Consider the following 16,407-nt stretch of genomic DNA (forward strand, 5'->3'; position numbering starts at 1 on the left):
TTATCTCAGAAAGTCGAACATATGAATCCAAGTTCCTGGCCATAAGACTGCTAATGGATTAGATCCACCTAAGCCTGAACCGATCAACATACCTAAAACGAAAAAGATGATCATGAATAAGATAACCCAGCCAATCTTTTTAAATATGTCGCGCCGATATTCTTTTCCAAAGTCTCGTTTCATATATTACACCTTAATATTTCTTATGTTTTTCAATATTCTCAAGTAGTATTCCTGTACCCAAGGCCACTGAATCTAGTGGTCTGTCAGTCATCAAAACTGGGACCTCAAGCTCTTGCGATAGTAATTTATCCAAGTTCTTCAACAAGGCGCCACCACCAGTGAGCATGATACCACGATCAATAATATCTGCAGATAATTCTGGAGGAGTTTCCTCTAAAACGCTCTTAGCAGATTCAATGATCTGATTGATACCATCACGCAAAGCATCCTCGATTTCTTTTTCGTTGAGCGTGATTTCTTTTGGCAAGCCAGAAACGATATCAATACCACTAGCAGAAAATGTTGTACTTTCGTTTCCGCCCTCAGCAGAACCAATTTCCATCTTGATTGCTTCAGCAGTACGTTCACCAATAATCAAGTTATGAGCGGCCTTAACGTACGTTTGAATAGCAGTAGTCATTTTATCGCCGGCAAATCTTAAAGAGCGGCTAGTAACAACATCGCCCATTGATAAAACAGCGATATCACTAGTACCACCACCGATATCAATTACCATATTCCCTTGTGGTTTGAAAATGTCCAATCCTGCACCAACAGCAGCTACTTTAGGTTCAAGTTGAAGATAAACTTTCCCCCCACCTGCTTGTTCCGCAGCCTCAATAATGGACTTTTGTTCCACTGGAGTTACGTTTGTAGGCGCACAGATCATAATTACAGGCTTTGAGAAAAAGCTCTTAACGTTCAATTTATCGATAAAGTATTGAAGCATTTTTTCAGTGATGTTAAAGTCAGCAATCACACCATCTTTAAGTGGTCGAATGGCAGTGATGTTAGCTGGTGTTCTACCAACCATTTGGTAAGCATCTTTACCAACAGCAACCACATCGTTTGTTTTCGAGTTGATTGCAACAATCGATGGTTCGTTTAGAACAATACCCTCGCCTTTGACATCAATTAATACATTCGCAGTTCCTAAATCAATTCCAAGATATTTCGCCATACTATATCCTCCAAAAATCTAGACAAAAAAAGTATATCATAACCAGCAACAGCATGACATTGTTAAACAAAAAAAGAAAGTGGCTAAACCACTTTCCTAAGCAAGTTTATCGGCACTAGAAACAGTTTTGAAGACTAAACTCTCTCTTCCGTTCTGATCTATTGAGACACGTCTGATATTTGCTCCTAAGTTTTGGAGCTTTTCAGTGAAATTGTAATAGCCTCGATCTAAATATTGCAAGTTTGAAACACGTGTTTCACCCTCGGCAACGATTCCAGCTAAAACAAGAGCTGCAGCAGCTCGAAGATCAGTCGCAGAAACATTAGCACCTGTTAATTGTGCTGGCCCAAACATTATGGCTGAATTACCTTCGATCTTGTAATCGGCATGCATCTTACCAAGTTCTGGAAAATGCATAAAACGATTTTCAAAGACAGTCTCAGTCATGACCGTTGTACCATTACTCAAAAGTTGAGCCAATGTCATTTGAGCTTGCATATCAGTTGGAAATCCTGGATGTGGCAATGTTTTAACATCAACTGCCTTCAAATCATCTGTACCAATCACACGAATCCCTTCGTCAGAATCAATGATTTGAACACCCATTTCAGTTAATTTTGAAATTAATGGTTTGTTGTGTGCTACTAAAGCATCTTTAATCATGATATCGCCGTTTGTAACTGCAGCCGCAACCATGAATGTTCCAGCTTCAATACGATCTTGCATGATTGCATGTTCACAGCCATGCATTTCTTTAACACCTTTAATGCGGATTGTATTGGTACCTGCACCAGAAATATTTGCACCCATTTTACTTAATACGTTAGCAAGGTCAACAATTTCTGGTTCACGGGCAACGTTATCGATGACCGTCTCGCCTTCAGCAAGAGTTGCCGCCATCATGATATTTTGAGTTGCTCCAACACTTGGAAAGTCCAAATAAATGTTTGCACCATGTAATCCATCAGTTACAGCATCGATGAAGCCGCCGTTTTGTGAGAATTTGGCACCCATTGCTTCGAGTCCCTTTAAATGCAAATCAATAGGACGTGAGCCAATTGCACAGCCACCGGGCATGGCAACATGTGCTTCCTTTTTACGAGCTAAAATAGGTCCTAAAACAACAATTGAAGCACGCATTTTATCAACTAAGTCCTCAGGAGCAGTCGTTGAAATACCGGCAGCTGAGTCTACGACGATTGTTTCAGTATCTTGATCAAAATCTACTTTGGCATCCAATGCTCCCAAAACTTTGCACATCGTTGTGACGTCAGATAAAGGAGGAATATTACTTAAATACGTCTTTCCTTCCGAAGCTAACAATGTCGATGCAAGAATCGGCAGTACGGCATTTTTGGCACCTTCGATCTTTACAGTTCCTTTAAGGCGTGAAGGCCCGTCTACGATTATTTGTTGCAATGTATTTCCCTCCAAAACGTTCAGCTAATTACATTAGTAATGTTAGGTTTTGCGATACATTTATGATGCTCAAGAAAAATGAGCTCACTGTATAACCCAGTGCAATTGAAATTAGCGCTACGAGTAATTGTAACATTCTTGTGTTATTTTTGTCATAAATCTTTCGCCAATCAACTGCTTGAAGTGCATTATAACTAAGCCAAATAAAAAATAAGTGACTCACGATGGTAATTATTGCGGTAATTCCTAAACTGTGCATCATCAAAACCTCTATTCAAACGGTAACACGAATGGATACCTGATAGTTTGTTCTTTAAAGTAATTTAAAATATAAAAAAATGAGTCAAATTGACTAAAAAAATGATTTTTTATCTAGCAATTCGTTTCATTGTAACAGACTTAATACAATTTAAATACAAAAAAAGTCCAGGAACATGTCCTAGACTTTTGGTTGAATTATTTGTGTTCACTAACGTTAATTCTGTTAATAGCTTTCCGCAATGAAACTTCAGCACGGTCCAAATCATCAACATTATTACCATCACGAGCAGTTTGAATAGTTTGTTCAGCTTGCTCTTTTTGATATTTGGCACGTCTTAAGTCAATGTCGCGGGCTCTTTCAGCAGAATTTGCAACAATTGAAACAAGATCATTGCTGAACTCCAGGAAACCACCGTTAACCGCAATACAATCCTCATGATTAGGATTGTCTACTCGTTTAACACGAACTTCAGCGATTTTGAGTGGCGCAATTATTGGTTCATGTCCACGCATGATACCAATATCACCATCAATAGCACTTGCAACGATGACTTCAGCGTGATGATTATAAACGACACCATCAGGAGTAACAATATTGACCGTCATTGGTTGTTCTTGATCAGCCATATCATACCCTCCTTATTTAGTTTGCAACTGCTTGAGTTGAGTTATCGTCTTGTTCATCAGCTGGTTTCCAGCCCATCTTCTTAGCTTTGTCCAATACGTCAGAAATTCCACCGACACCGTTGAAAGCATCTTCAGGAACATCATCGTATTTACCTTCCAAGATTGACTTGAAGTCTTTAACTGTTTCTTCAACAGGAACGTATGAACCTGGAAGACCAGTAAATTGTTCAGCAACTGAGAAGTTTTGTGATAAGAAGAATTGGATACGTCTTGCACGAGCAACGACTGTCTTTTCTTCATCAGACAATTCGTCCATACCCAAGATAGAAATGATATCTTGTAATTCACGATATCTTTGCAATACTTGTTGAACTTGTGTAGCAACTTCATAATGTTCTTTACCAACAATTGCTGGGTCAAGAGCAGAAGATGATGATGCTAGTGGATCAACAGCTGGATAAATACCCATTTCAGTTAAACTACGTTCCAAGTTGGTTGTTGCATCCAAGTGAGCGAAAGTTGTAGCTGGAGCAGGGTCAGTATAATCATCAGCAGGAACATAAACGGCTTGAATTGAAGTGATTGAACCCTTCTGAGTTGAAGTGATTCTTTCTTGCAATTGACCCATTTCTGTAGCCAATGTTGGTTGATAACCAACGGCTGATGGCATACGTCCAAGCAAAGCAGAAACTTCAGAACCAGCCTGTGTAAATCTAAAGATGTTATCAATGAACAATAGAACGTCTTGTCCTTCAACATCACGGAAGTACTCAGCAATTGTCAAACCTGTTAAGGCAACACGCATACGAGCACCAGGTGACTCATTCATTTGGCCATAAACCATGGCAGTCTTTTTCAAAACACCTGATTCTTTCATTTCATAATACAAGTCATTACCTTCACGAGTTCTTTCACCAACACCAGTAAATACTGAGATACCACCGTGTTCTTCGGCGATATTGTGAATTAACTCTTGAATAAGAACGGTTTTACCAACACCGGCACCACCGAACAAACCAACTTTACCACCACGAACGTATGGTTCGAGAAGGTCAATAACTTTAATACCTGTTTCCAGGATCTCTGTAGATGTATTTAATTCATCGTATGCAGGAGCATTACGGTGAATACTATCACGTCTAAAGTCAGCAGGGAATTTCTCTCCGCCATCAATAGATTCACCTAAAACGTTAAACACACGTCCTAGGGTTTCTTTACCAACAGGAACCGTGATAGGACTTCCTGTATTAATAACTTCAGCACCTCTTTGAAGTCCATCAGTTGAACCCATAGAAATAGCACGCAAGGCGCCATCACCAAGTTCCAATGCAACTTCAACGGTGATTACTGATCCATCGCTCTTAGTAATCTTAAGAGCATCATTTAATTCTGGAAGATCTCCATCTAAAGGAAACTCCACATCAACAACGGGACCAATAACTTGAATAACTGTACCTTTGCTACTCATTAATTTGGCTCCTTTCTAAACTATTCTAGTGCCGCAGCACCGCCAACAATCTCTGTGATCTCAGTAGTAATTTGAGCTTGACGTGCACGATTATAGTGAAGCGATAAGCTGGAAATTAAGTCATCAGCATTATCGGTAGCACTCTTCATCGCTGTAACTGAAGCAGCATGTTCTGCTGTTTTAGCGTCCATCATTGCTCCAAACATCAATGATTCAATATATTGCGGAACGATCGCTGAAAGTACTGTTTCAGGATCTGGATCAGTAATATATTCACTGGCAATATTTTCTTCTTCTGCCGTAACGTCGTCAGGTTTATCTAGAGGCAATAATTTTTCATTAGTGAATCTAGATACCAACGAGTTAACGTGATGGTTGTGGTCAAGGTATATTTCATCAAATGTACCTGCTTGATATAACTGGAGGATCGATTTAACAATCGGAGTAATATCTTCGACAGTTGGAATATCTGGCAAGCCACGATATTCGTATGCAATGTCGTAACCACGAGCTTTAAAAAATTCTGTTCCGGTATTACCTAATGAGATAATCGTAAATTTACTTTTATCATTGTTATGTTTAGTACGGAAGATATCCATCATAGCTTTTAAAATATTACTATTGTATCCGCCAACTAAACCACGATCACTAGTTAATACGATGTAAGCAGTCTTTTTAACATCACGAACTTGAAGAATATTATTGACACTTAATGGATCGGCAGCATTGCTACAAGATGGAACATTTTTAAAAACATTCCCTAGCGTCAAGTGACGAACAATATCTCCAACTTTCTTAGCATAAAGTTGATAAGCTACAGATTGTTTTTCAATACGTGAGAGTTTGGCACCAGAAACCATTTGCATGGCTCTTGTGATTTGACCGGTTTTTTGAGTAGAAGTGATTCTTCTTTTAATGTCCATTAGGGACTCAGCCATGATTCAAACCTCCTGTATTATTTGTCCTGCTTATCAGCGCTCTTTGAAGCTAAAAAGTTCTTTGTGAATTCATCCACGCCGGCCTTCATAGCATCTTCATCAGGAAGAGCACCAGTATCTTTGATTGTCTTTAAGAGATCAGCATGATTGGCTTCGAAGTATTCAGAAAGTGAAGCTTCATAACCAAGGATATCGTCAACCTTTACCTTGTCCAAGAATCCTCTTGTCAAAGCAAATAAGATCAATACTTGATGTTCCACTGGCATTGGAGCGTGAACTGGTTGTTTTAATACTTCAACAGTTCTTGCACCACGATCTAGTTTGGCCTTTGTAGCTTCATCTAGATCTGAACCAAATTGGGCAAATGATTCAAGTTCACGGTATGAAGAAAGGTCTAGACGTAATGTACCAGCAACCTTCTTCATTGCCTTGATCTGTGCGTCACCACCAACACGAGAAACAGATTCACCGGCATTAATAGCTGGTCTTGTACCTGAATAGAATAAATCACTACTCAAGAAAATCTGTCCATCAGTGATGGAAATAACGTTAGTTGGGATATATGCTGAAATATCACCGGCTTGTGTTTCGACGATAGGCAATGCAGTCATTGAACCGCCACCTAGATCGTCACTCAACTTAGCAGCACGTTCTAGCAAACGTGAATGCAAGTAGAAAACATCACCAGGATATGCTTCACGCCCAGGTGGTCTACGGAGCAATAGTGATATTTCACGATAAGCATTAGCTTGCTTGCTTAAATCATCATAAACGATTAAAACATGCTTGCCGTTATACATGAAATATTCACCCATTGCACAACCAGCATAAGGTGCAAAGTAAAGCATTGGAGATGGTTGACTAGGACCAGCTTCGACAACGATAGTGTAGTCCATGGCACCATTTTTTCTCAATGTTTCTACTTGGTTTCTAATTGTTGATTCTTTTTGACCAATAGCTACGTATACACAGATCATATCTTGATCTTTTTGGTTGATGATTGTATCAATAGCAATTGATGTTTTACCTGTTTTACGGTCACCGATGATTAACTCACGTTGACCACGCCCGATAGGAACTAATGAGTCAACAGCCTTTAAACCAGTTTGTAAAGGTTCGAAAACTGATTTACGTTGCATAACTCCGGGTGCAGGAGATTCGATAGGTCTAGTTTTATCGGTTTTGATTTCACCAAGTCCATCAACTGGTTGGCCCAAAGAATTTACGACACGTCCAATTAGTGCGTCACCAACTGGAACTTCCATGATACGACCAGTTCTTTTAACTGTATCGCCTTCACGAATTTGATCATAATTTCCTAAAATGATGATACCAACATCATCACTTTCAAGGTTTTGAGCCACACCAAAAGTACCGTCTTGGAATTCAAGTAACTCACTCGCCATAGCATTTTCAAGGCCATTAGCACGAGCAATACCATCACCGACATATGTAACTGTACCTACTTCATCAACTGAGAGTTCATTGTTATAGTTCTTTAATTGTTCTTTGATTAGAGAACTAATCTCTTCAGTTTTGATGCTCATTCTTTTCACCTCGACTTAATTGTTAACTAATAGCAAATTCTTGATAGCAGTGTAACGTTTGAGCACGCTGCCGTCGATAACTTGATCACCAACACGGATAATGACTCCACCGATGATTGAAGGATCTACTATTTTTGTTAAGTTTACTTGTTTCACTGAGAAACGTTGTTCGATCACGGATTTTAATTTATCTTCTTGATCAGAACTCAACTCAATTGTTGAAGTTACTTCAACTTCAACAATTCCGTTATCAGCATCATATTTATCAATATATGCGTCTGCAATCTCATCAACGCAGTCCATTCTTTTACGATCGACTAACATTGATAAAAAGTTTTGCATGAGCTCGCCAAAAGGCTTTTTCAAGGTATCCATAATCTTGTTCTTTTCAGTGGCACTAATTGAATTGCCTGAAAGAGCAAAACCCAAATTTGGATTTTCCTTATAGATAACCTTGAGAGCTTTGAGGTCTTCAAGAATTTCGTCAACGACGTTTTCTTCTTGAGCGACTTCATAGAGAGCTTTACTGTAACGTTTTCCCACTTGTAATTTACTTATCTTCATTGTGTACAGTCAACTCCTTAATATAAGAGTCGATTAGTGACTTTTGATCGTCAGCGTTCAGCTCTTTGGAGATAACTTTTGAAGCAATCTCTAAAGACAAGCTTGCAATATCATTTTGTGCTTCTGACATTGCGTCTTGTTTAGCTTTTTCAGCGTCCGACTTAGCCTTTTGTCTTACAACTTCTGCTTCGCTATGTGCATCGGCAACGATTGATTTCTTTTGAGTATCACCGCTGTCCTTTGCTTTATTAACAATTTCAATAGCTTCAGCACGTGAATTGCGTAGTGCTTCTTCACGTTCCTTTTTCAGCTTTTCTGCACTAGCACGTTCAGAATCTGCATAATCAAGGTCTCCCGTGATCTTTGCAGAACGAGCATCCATCATCTTAGTGACTGGACCCCATGCGTAATGCTTTACGGCTAAGGTTAAAAGGATAAAAGATATAAGAATAAAAAGCATGTCACCCAAAGCTAACTTACCTGTACCTGCTCCAAGTACTAAAATACCTGCCATATTCTCAACTCCTTCCTCTCATATAAAACATAAAAAGGCGATCTATTATCGCCGGAAATAATTCGATGTTTATACGAAAAGAATAACGAAAGCAATAGCGATGGCGATGATAGGAACAGCTTCGATCAAACCAACACCAATAAACATAGTACCTCTTAGTTGGCCAGATACTTCGGGTTGACGTGCCATACCTTCAAGTGTCTTAGAGATAACGAGTCCGTTACCAATTGATGCACCAAAAGCGGCTAAACCAGCTGCAAGAGCTGCGGCGATTTCTTTCATAATGTAAAATCCTCCAATAAAAGTTATTCTTTTGTCATTTTACGTGCGATATAAACCATTGATAAGGTTGTAAATACGTACGCTTGGATGGCTCCAATAAATACTGAAAAGCCTTGCCAGATCATCTCGATCGGTATTGCTACCACAAATGAAACTATGCCAAAACTCTTAGCAACAGTTCCAATAAGTGCAAGAAGTACTTCACCAGCAAAAATATTACCATAGAGACGTAGTGACAACGTAAGGAAGTTTGTGAACTCCTCAAGAAGGTTAACTGGCGTCAAAAATGAGACTGGACGTGCAAAGTTACCAATGTATCCACCAAAGCCCCACTTCTTAACTGAGAAGTAGTGAGCAAGTAGTAATGAAACTAATGCTAACGACATGGTGACAATTGGGTTCGCAGTTGGTGATTTCAAATAGGTATATCCGCCAACTTTAACTTGTAAGATCAAGCCTAATTGGTTAGATATGAAAATGAATAGGAATAGTACAAAAGCATACAAGCTAAATCTGTTTCCAGAGTCACCTTGAAAGGCTTGTTTGACTATACCATTCGTGAAATCTATCATCCATTCCAAAACATTTTGTGCTTTGCCTGGTCTCATTTGGATCTTGCGTGAAAGCGAGAACACCAAAATGAAAACCAGAATTGCTGCAATCAATGCAGATAAGCAATTGGCAACATTGAACCGAAGGCCAAGGAAGTCAATAAACTTATATTTATCATCCAATAATAACCCCCCTTTCTTCGCTTATTGAAAATACATATTGATACTTCAAAAATAATAACACTTAAAAAAGTTTATTTAAATAGTGATTTATTTATTTAGTACCAAATAATCTATCTCCAGCATCACCTAGACCTGGGAAGATATAGCCACTCTCAGTAAGTTTTTCATCCATAGCAGCAGCATAAATATCAACATCAGGATGTTCTTTTTGAACTTCGCGAACACCCTCAGGTGCAGCAACTAAAACAACTAATCTCATATGCTTAGCACCACGTTTTTTCAAGGCTTCGATAGCCATGTTTGCAGAACCACCAGTGGCAAGCATTGGATCGACGATAAACAAGTCACGTTGATCAATATCGCTAGGTAGTTTTACGAAATATTCATGAGGTTTCAAAGTCTTTTCGTCACGATACATACCAATATGCCCAACTTTAGCTGCTGGGATCAATTGCAAAACACCATCAACCATTCCCAAACCGGCTCTTAAGATAGGAATAACAGCTAGTTTTTTACCAGCGATCATCTTTTGAGTTGACTTGCCCATTGGAGTTTCTACTTCAACGTCTGTTAGTGGAAGGTCACGAGTAATTTCGTAAACCATCAATTCGGCAATTTCATTCGCAACTTCACGGAATACCTTGGTACCTGTGTGTTTGCTACGAATAATAGTAAGTTTGTGTTGAATTAATGGGTGATTCAATACTTCGAATTTTGACATTTTAATGCTCCTTATTTTGTGTAGTGTTGTTGTCCTGCGGATTTATTCAAGCGGTTCGTATAAGCGGCAGAATGTTCAGTGTCAGGAAACCCTTGTGCAAGGATATAATCCATTTGTGAATTATCTAACTCTCTTAACCCTGCAAACAAGTGCTGCGACGCAGTGATGACATCTTTGCCCAATGAAAACTTGGGATAATTTTCAGAAATCTGATTTAAAACTTGATCAGTTGCAAGGATACCAATTTTAGAAGTCTCTTGAGAATATTTTGCAATTGCACTCTCAAAGTCAGCTTGGTTATCAATGATGATAACTTGGGCGTTGGGTGCATAATGCTTGTATTTCATCCCTGGAGCCTTTGGTATCTCCTCTTGAGTAACTTTATGGTGATCACTTCTAACGTCCCCTAAGACCTCGATCAAATCATCTTCTGTGACCATCCCTGGTCGTAATATCGTTGGAATATCAACAGACAGATCAATAACAGTTGATTCCACTCCAATCTTAGTTGGACCATCATCAAGAATCGCTGCTATTTTCCCATTTAAGTCGTGATAAACATGTTTAGCTTCAGTCGGACTAGGTTTACCACTAGTATTTGCTGAAGGACCAACTATTGGCTTACCAAATTGTTTGATCAAACTTAAGGTAACTTGATTATTTGGCATCCTAAATGCAGCAGTCTTCAAACCACCGGTAACTTCGGGCGACAAAGTTCCAGGCTGAATAGGCATGATGATCGTCAACGGACCTGGCCAAAAACGTTTCATCAACTTTTCTGCCAGCGGCTTGTAGTCTAAATCAGCATATTGCCAAACCATCTCCGGACCATCAACGTGCACGATCAGTGGATTGTCACTGGGACGGCCCTTTGCAGCATACACATCCTTAACGATATCTGGACGAGTCGCATCTGCTCCCAAACCGTATACAGTTTCGGTGGGAAAAGCAACTAATTTACCCTTAGCTAGGAAATTAGCAGCTTGAGCGATTTGATCATCGTTCAAAATAACTGTTTCCAACTTTACACCTTCCTTCTAAATGCTTTTAAATAACGAAAATTGCCACTAATATCCTTATAAAATTCTACCGCATATTGAGGTAAGTTTTTATCAAATATTTGCTTTATTTCAGTTTTTTGATGATATCCAAATTCCATGTACAGATTTCCCGACTCGCTGAGGTAGTTATCAACTTGTTTTGAAACCCGTTCATAAAAATCTAATCCATCATTTTCCCCATATAAAGCCAATTTCGGCTCATATTTTTTGACGCTCTCATCCATCACATTTTTTTCAGAGCGAGCAATATAAGGCGGATTCGAGACGATCACATCAAATTCCTGCGGTTTGATATCAGCAAACAAATCACTTTTTACAAAAAAAGCGTTGTTTGCTTGATAATTGTCAGCATTTAGTCGTGCGACAGAAATCGCATCTTCAGAAATATCCGACATTAAAACTTCATCATCAGGAAATTCAATTGCCAGAGTGATTCCAATCACGCCTGATCCTGTGCCGATGTCTAAGACCTCGGCCGAATCCTCTGTGTGGTCATCGATGATTTTCTGGACCATTTCTTCGGTCTCTTGCCTAGGTATCAAAACGTTTGAGTTAACTGTAAAATCCCTGCCCATAAAATAAGCATGACCCAAGATATATTGAACTGGTTCATTATTTTTGAGGCGGATCAAGCCATCCCGGAATCGATGAAGCACCCGCCCCGGAACTGGGTCGTTTCGATGCAGCTGCAACTGGGTGTAATTATATCCTGAAAGTTCTTCGAGTAAATACTGAGCATCCTCAGGAAACTGATCATTTTCCTTTAATAGCAAAAAAGCCCTCTTGAGGGCATTAGAATAACTTAGTCTCTCCACTTTGAATCTGCTCCAATTTCTTAGTTTGATCATAAACGATCAGCGCGTCGATGATCTCATCTAATTCACCATTCATGATACGGTCTAATTTGTTCAATGAAAGACCGATACGATGGTCAGTAACACGGTTTTGAGGATAGTTATATGTACGGATACGTTCAGAACGGTCACCTGTACCAACAGCTGACTTACGTTTTTCATCATATTCGCTTTGATTTTCCGATTCATAGTAATCGTAAACACGTGAACGCAAAATTTGCATAGCCTTTTCACGGTTTTGTTGTTGAGAACGTTGATCTTGCATGGCAACCACGATACCAGTTGGCAAGTGAGTCATACGGACAGCAGATGATGTCTTGTTGATATGCTGTCCACCAGCACCAGATGAACGATAAACATCGACACGAATATCTTTAGGATCGATATCAACGTCAACTTCATCGTATTCTGGCATAACAGCAACAGTTGCTGTCGACGTGTGAACACGACCAGCTGATTCAGTTGCAGGAACACGTTGAACACGGTGAGCACCATTTTCATACTTCAATTTTGAATATACTCGATTACCAGTGATCATGACAGCAACGTCTTTGTATCCACCTACTTCAGTGGAGTTCTCATCGATGATTTCAAAATTCCAGCCTTGTTTTTCAGCATATTTTGAATACATACCTAATAGATCGGCCGCAAATAAACTCGCTTCGTCACCACCGGCAGCTCCACGAATTTCCATGATAATATTTTTATCATCGTTAGGATCTTTAGGAAGCATCAAGAGAGTGATTTCATGTTCAACTTTTTCAAGCTCAGCCTTTGATTCATTTAATTCATCTTTAGCCATTGCTTGCATTTCGTCATCATCAGTCTCACGCAAGATCTCATCGCTATCGCTGATGCTCTGTTTTAATTCCTTATACTTCTTAAAAGCAGCTACGACATCACGCATGTCGGCTTCTTCTTTAGAAAGTTTCATGTATCGTTTTGTATCATTAATAACTTCTGGATCACTCATTAATTCTTGTAGTTCATTGTAGCGGTCTAAAAGTCCTTCAAGTTGGTCAAATATTTTATCCACTTTAAGAATCCTTTCTACTTATCTTCTAGCATTGGAGGATGATTGTAGTGGCGACGGCAAACTGGATAGTACATTTCGTTTCCGCCGATAGCAATCTGGTCTCCTTCATAAACTGGTTTACCATCAGACATACGCATGTTCATTGTAGCCTTTTTCTTACAAAACCAGCAGATAGTTTTCATTTCTTCTAGTTTATCAGCATATAGTAGGAAATACTTAGATCCTTCGAATAATTCATTACGAAAATCATTCTTAAGACCAAAAGCCATAACTGGTATATCTAAATCATCCACTACCTTAGTTGCTTGAATAACTTGTTCCTTTGTCATGAACTCGCATTCATCGATCAATACGCAAGCAGCATCGGTATTTTCCTCTTTAACAATATCATAAACGTTAGAATCATGTTGAAGAGCGATTGCCGAAGCCGACAATCCAATTCGACTCGAGATCTTGCCTTTTCCAGAACGAGTATCTAAAACACTAGTCATTAAAATAACTGACTTGCCTTGTTCCTTGTAGTTGTGGGCAACCTTTAAGATCTCAATTGACTTACCGCTGTTCATCGCACCGTATTTAAAAAATAGTTGAGCCAAATTTACGCCTCCAAATTTATTTCCTTGAAAATTATACCCAATGCACTACTCAAATAACAGAAATTTCAATAATTGTTAGTAAGTTTCTGTAAATTGAAATCAAAATTGTCTAAAATGTAATTTATATATGCTAAGATATTTCTAATAAATCAATTGAGGTTTAATAATGACACTTAAATCAAGCTTTGCAACACTCACTGGAAAAAGTTCTTATTTTATTCTGAGCCGTTTTTTTAACGGGGGCTCTTCATATCCAGGAAAAATCGCTTACAAGATCGACCCAGATATTTTGGCAACTTTGGGTAAAAATTACGAATTGATCGTCGTTACCGGTACTAATGGTAAGACTTTGACAACTTCGCTGATCAACAAGATGCTCACCCAAAAATATGATGACGTGTTGACTAATCCGACAGGTTCGAACATGATCCAAGGAATCGTCACTAGTTTTATCACCCATCGCAAAACTAGCAAGAAACCATTGGCTGTTCTAGAAGTCGACGAAGCCAATGTCGAGATCATCTGTCGTTATATCAAGCCTAAATATTTCGTCCTCACTAATATCTTCCGTGATCAAATGGACCGATATGGTGAAATCTACACCACTTATCAAAAAATCTTAAATGGTATCAAACTAGCGCCAGATGCTACTATCATTGCTAATGGCGATGCTGCTATTTTCTCATCGAAAGAATTACCAAATAAAGTCGTTTATTACGGATTCACAGATAAAGGTCATGAAAATGACGATATCAAAGCTCCAACTAATACCGACGGCGTCTTGTGCCCTAAATGCAACCATATCCTGCACTATCACAACATTTCTTACGCTAACTTAGGCAGCTACTTCTGCCCAAACTGCGGTTTCAAACGTCATCCTTTAGATTATCAAGTAACTGGCATCGAAACACTGTTGCCTAACAAAACTGAGTTTTCAATCGATGGAAATAAATTTACGATGAACATCGGTGGTAAATACAACGTCTACAATGCATTAGCCGCTTACGCCATTGCCTCAGAGATGGGCATTTCCACTGAACAAATTGCTAAAGCTTTTTCATATGATGAAAAGGTCTTTGGCCGTCAAGAAACAATTACCGTAAATGACAAAGACGTCAACATCATTTTGGTCAAAAACCCAGTAGGTTTAAACCAAGTTATTGAAACTATTTTAAGCGATAAGTCAGATTATAGTTTGGCCTTCCTACTTAATGCCAACTATGCTGACGGTATCGATACTAGTTGGATCTGGGACGCTAACTTTGAAGATTTTGACTATGACAAACTTCCGCTAGTGATCACTGGTGGAAAGCGTGTCAAAGACGTAACTTATCGCTTCAAGATTGCCGGACTCAATATGGACAAGAACATCGAAACGATTGAGATCGAAGATTTCGTTAAAGAGATCCCAAACATCCCAACTAAAAAGATATACGTCCTAGCTACCTATACTGCCATGATGTCCTTAAGAAAAACTTTAAGCGAACAAGGATATATTAAATAAGAGCGTGCCACAAAGTATGGCACCCTCCGCGTAACAACGAAGACGACCTAATTCAAATATGAATTAGGTCGTCTTTTACGTTAATGCTTGAGCGCTCACCATGCTTTGTCGCACGCTCTTTTAATTGTCTTCTTCTAAAAACGATTCTAGGATAGTCTTGCGTCTGAGCAAAAAAATCTCATTGTGTTCAATTGGATGAACTCGATTGGTCAAAACGACCATCGCTTTTTGCGTCTGATAATCTAAAGCGATGAAATGGCCGGTATAACCTGTGTGAAACAAGACTCTTCCCTGTCCGTCTGGCTTAACGTCCCACCCCAAAGAACGTCCAGGATCTAACTTAGTAAAATTATGGTACAAAAATTCATATTGAGGCTGCAGCATAATTTGGGCAAATTTTACGACATCGTCCAAATTTGAAAACATCCCCGCTGATCCACAGCGCCTGCCCAATTGACGTGCTTTGGGGTCGTTAGGAATTCCGATTAACATTTCCCCATTGACTGGATAAGTTGGCGTACAACGACTCTCAACTGGATCAAAGGTTGAATCTTCTAATTCCCAAGGATCCAATATTTCTTTAACAATAATATCTTGGACCGGTTCGCCATAAATTTTTTCAGCGATCAATCCTAACATGATCATTCCAGTATCAGTATATTTAACGACTTTATCAAAATTATCAGTTACTGGTAACTTCAACAACGCATCAATCAACTCTGGTGCATCTAACGAATCACGGTTCGGAATATATCCGGCAATACCTGAAGTATGCGTCAATAAATGAAAAATTTCGACTCGTTGATCTGTGAATTCGGGCAAATATTTAGAAACCGGGTCATGCAAAGAAATCTTGTTTTCGTCAATCATTTTTAAAATCAGCGGAATAGTTCCCATAACCTTAGTCAACGATGCTAGATCGTACAATTCATCGCCAGACAATAAGGTTTTTTCAGGTTGCCATGATTTGTATCCCAAAACATGTTTGTCCACGTGTGTGCCCTCTATGAAGGCATAACTTGCTCCAGGGACTATTTGTTGATTAACCAAGTCTCTTATTTGAGCATTAGTTTCTACAAAATTGTTCATCATTAATTA

Annotated in this window: 19 protein-coding genes; 1 reads left to right on the plus strand and 18 read right to left on the minus strand. The window is 39.0% G+C overall.

The window, feature by feature from the left end; genetic code table 11:
• From LKF16_RS02995 to LKF16_RS03075, 17 genes are all read right to left on the minus strand, one after another.
• Positions 1-183 (minus strand): DNA-directed RNA polymerase subunit beta, encoded by a 183-nt coding sequence (locus LKF16_RS02995; protein ID WP_291468510.1) that lies wholly within the window; start codon positions 181-183, stop codon positions 1-3.
• A gap of 10 nt (positions 184-193) precedes the next feature.
• Positions 194-1,183 (minus strand): rod shape-determining protein, encoded by a 990-nt coding sequence (locus LKF16_RS03000; RefSeq protein ID WP_291468512.1) that lies wholly within the window; start codon positions 1,181-1,183, stop codon positions 194-196.
• Positions 1,184-1,279: 96 nt separating this feature from the next.
• Entirely contained in the window at positions 1,280-2,602 is a 1,323-nt protein-coding gene (murA, locus tag LKF16_RS03005) for a UDP-N-acetylglucosamine 1-carboxyvinyltransferase (protein ID WP_291468514.1), read from the minus strand.
• A gap of 28 nt (positions 2,603-2,630) precedes the next feature.
• Entirely contained in the window at positions 2,631-2,864 is a 234-nt protein-coding gene (locus tag LKF16_RS03010; protein WP_363305155.1) for a DUF1146 family protein, read from the minus strand.
• Between the two features lie 194 nt (positions 2,865-3,058).
• A complete protein-coding gene (locus LKF16_RS03015) occupies positions 3,059-3,490 on the minus strand; it encodes a F0F1 ATP synthase subunit epsilon (RefSeq protein WP_291468516.1) in 432 nt (143 codons plus the stop codon).
• A 16-nt stretch (positions 3,491-3,506) separates the two neighbouring features.
• Positions 3,507-4,958: a F0F1 ATP synthase subunit beta gene (gene atpD / locus LKF16_RS03020; protein WP_291468518.1), complete on the minus strand. Its 1,452-nt coding sequence runs from the start codon at positions 4,956-4,958 to the stop codon at positions 3,507-3,509.
• Between the two features lie 20 nt (positions 4,959-4,978).
• Entirely contained in the window at positions 4,979-5,896 is a 918-nt protein-coding gene (locus tag LKF16_RS03025; RefSeq protein ID WP_291468519.1) for a F0F1 ATP synthase subunit gamma, read from the minus strand.
• A gap of 17 nt (positions 5,897-5,913) precedes the next feature.
• Positions 5,914-7,443: a F0F1 ATP synthase subunit alpha gene (gene atpA, locus LKF16_RS03030; protein WP_291468521.1), complete on the minus strand. Its 1,530-nt coding sequence runs from the start codon at positions 7,441-7,443 to the stop codon at positions 5,914-5,916.
• Positions 7,444-7,458: 15 nt separating this feature from the next.
• On the minus strand, positions 7,459-8,007 hold the full coding sequence (gene atpH / locus LKF16_RS03035) for an ATP synthase F1 subunit delta (protein ID WP_291468523.1): 549 nt from the start codon (positions 8,005-8,007) through the stop codon (positions 7,459-7,461).
• Positions 7,994-8,521, minus strand: coding sequence for a F0F1 ATP synthase subunit B (gene atpF, locus LKF16_RS03040; RefSeq protein WP_291468525.1), 528 nt, complete (start codon positions 8,519-8,521; stop codon positions 7,994-7,996). The genes atpH and atpF overlap by 14 nt, the downstream gene beginning before the upstream one ends.
• Before the next feature lie 69 nt (positions 8,522-8,590).
• The gene (gene atpE / locus LKF16_RS03045) at positions 8,591-8,803 is read right to left on the minus strand and encodes a F0F1 ATP synthase subunit C (RefSeq protein WP_291468527.1); all 213 of its coding nucleotides are present in this window, start codon (positions 8,801-8,803) and stop codon (positions 8,591-8,593) included.
• Positions 8,804-8,826: 23 nt separating this feature from the next.
• Positions 8,827-9,537, minus strand: coding sequence for a F0F1 ATP synthase subunit A (atpB, locus tag LKF16_RS03050; RefSeq protein ID WP_291468529.1), 711 nt, complete (start codon positions 9,535-9,537; stop codon positions 8,827-8,829).
• A 91-nt stretch (positions 9,538-9,628) separates the two neighbouring features.
• Complete coding sequence (upp, locus tag LKF16_RS03055) at positions 9,629-10,258, minus strand: uracil phosphoribosyltransferase (RefSeq protein ID WP_291468530.1); 630 nt, start codon at positions 10,256-10,258, stop codon at positions 9,629-9,631.
• Between the two features lie 11 nt (positions 10,259-10,269).
• On the minus strand, positions 10,270-11,280 hold the full coding sequence (locus tag LKF16_RS03060) for an L-threonylcarbamoyladenylate synthase (protein ID WP_291468532.1): 1,011 nt from the start codon (positions 11,278-11,280) through the stop codon (positions 10,270-10,272).
• Between the two features lie 2 nt (positions 11,281-11,282).
• A complete protein-coding gene (gene prmC / locus LKF16_RS03065; protein WP_291468534.1) occupies positions 11,283-12,167 on the minus strand; it encodes a peptide chain release factor N(5)-glutamine methyltransferase in 885 nt (294 codons plus the stop codon).
• Positions 12,112-13,209, minus strand: coding sequence for a peptide chain release factor 1 (prfA, locus tag LKF16_RS03070; RefSeq protein ID WP_291468536.1), 1,098 nt, complete (start codon positions 13,207-13,209; stop codon positions 12,112-12,114). The genes prmC and prfA overlap by 56 nt, the downstream gene beginning before the upstream one ends.
• Positions 13,210-13,223: 14 nt before the next feature.
• Positions 13,224-13,805, minus strand: a complete 582-nt coding sequence (locus tag LKF16_RS03075; RefSeq protein WP_291468538.1) for a thymidine kinase — start codon at positions 13,803-13,805, stop codon at positions 13,224-13,226.
• Between the two features lie 166 nt (positions 13,806-13,971).
• Between LKF16_RS03075 and LKF16_RS03080 the strand changes: the two genes are divergently transcribed.
• Positions 13,972-15,309: a Mur ligase family protein gene (locus tag LKF16_RS03080; protein WP_291468540.1), complete on the plus strand. Its 1,338-nt coding sequence runs from the start codon at positions 13,972-13,974 to the stop codon at positions 15,307-15,309.
• A gap of 120 nt (positions 15,310-15,429) precedes the next feature.
• Here the strand turns inward: LKF16_RS03080 and LKF16_RS03085 are convergent, their stop codons facing one another.
• Positions 15,430-16,401 carry a serine hydrolase domain-containing protein gene (locus LKF16_RS03085; RefSeq protein WP_291468542.1) on the minus strand — a complete coding sequence of 324 codons (972 nt, stop codon included), beginning with the start codon at positions 16,399-16,401 and terminating at the stop codon, positions 15,430-15,432.
• Between the last annotated feature and the right edge of the window lie 6 nt (positions 16,402-16,407).

The organism is Companilactobacillus sp. (assembly GCF_022484265.1).
GTDB lineage: Bacteria > Bacillota > Bacilli > Lactobacillales > Lactobacillaceae > Companilactobacillus.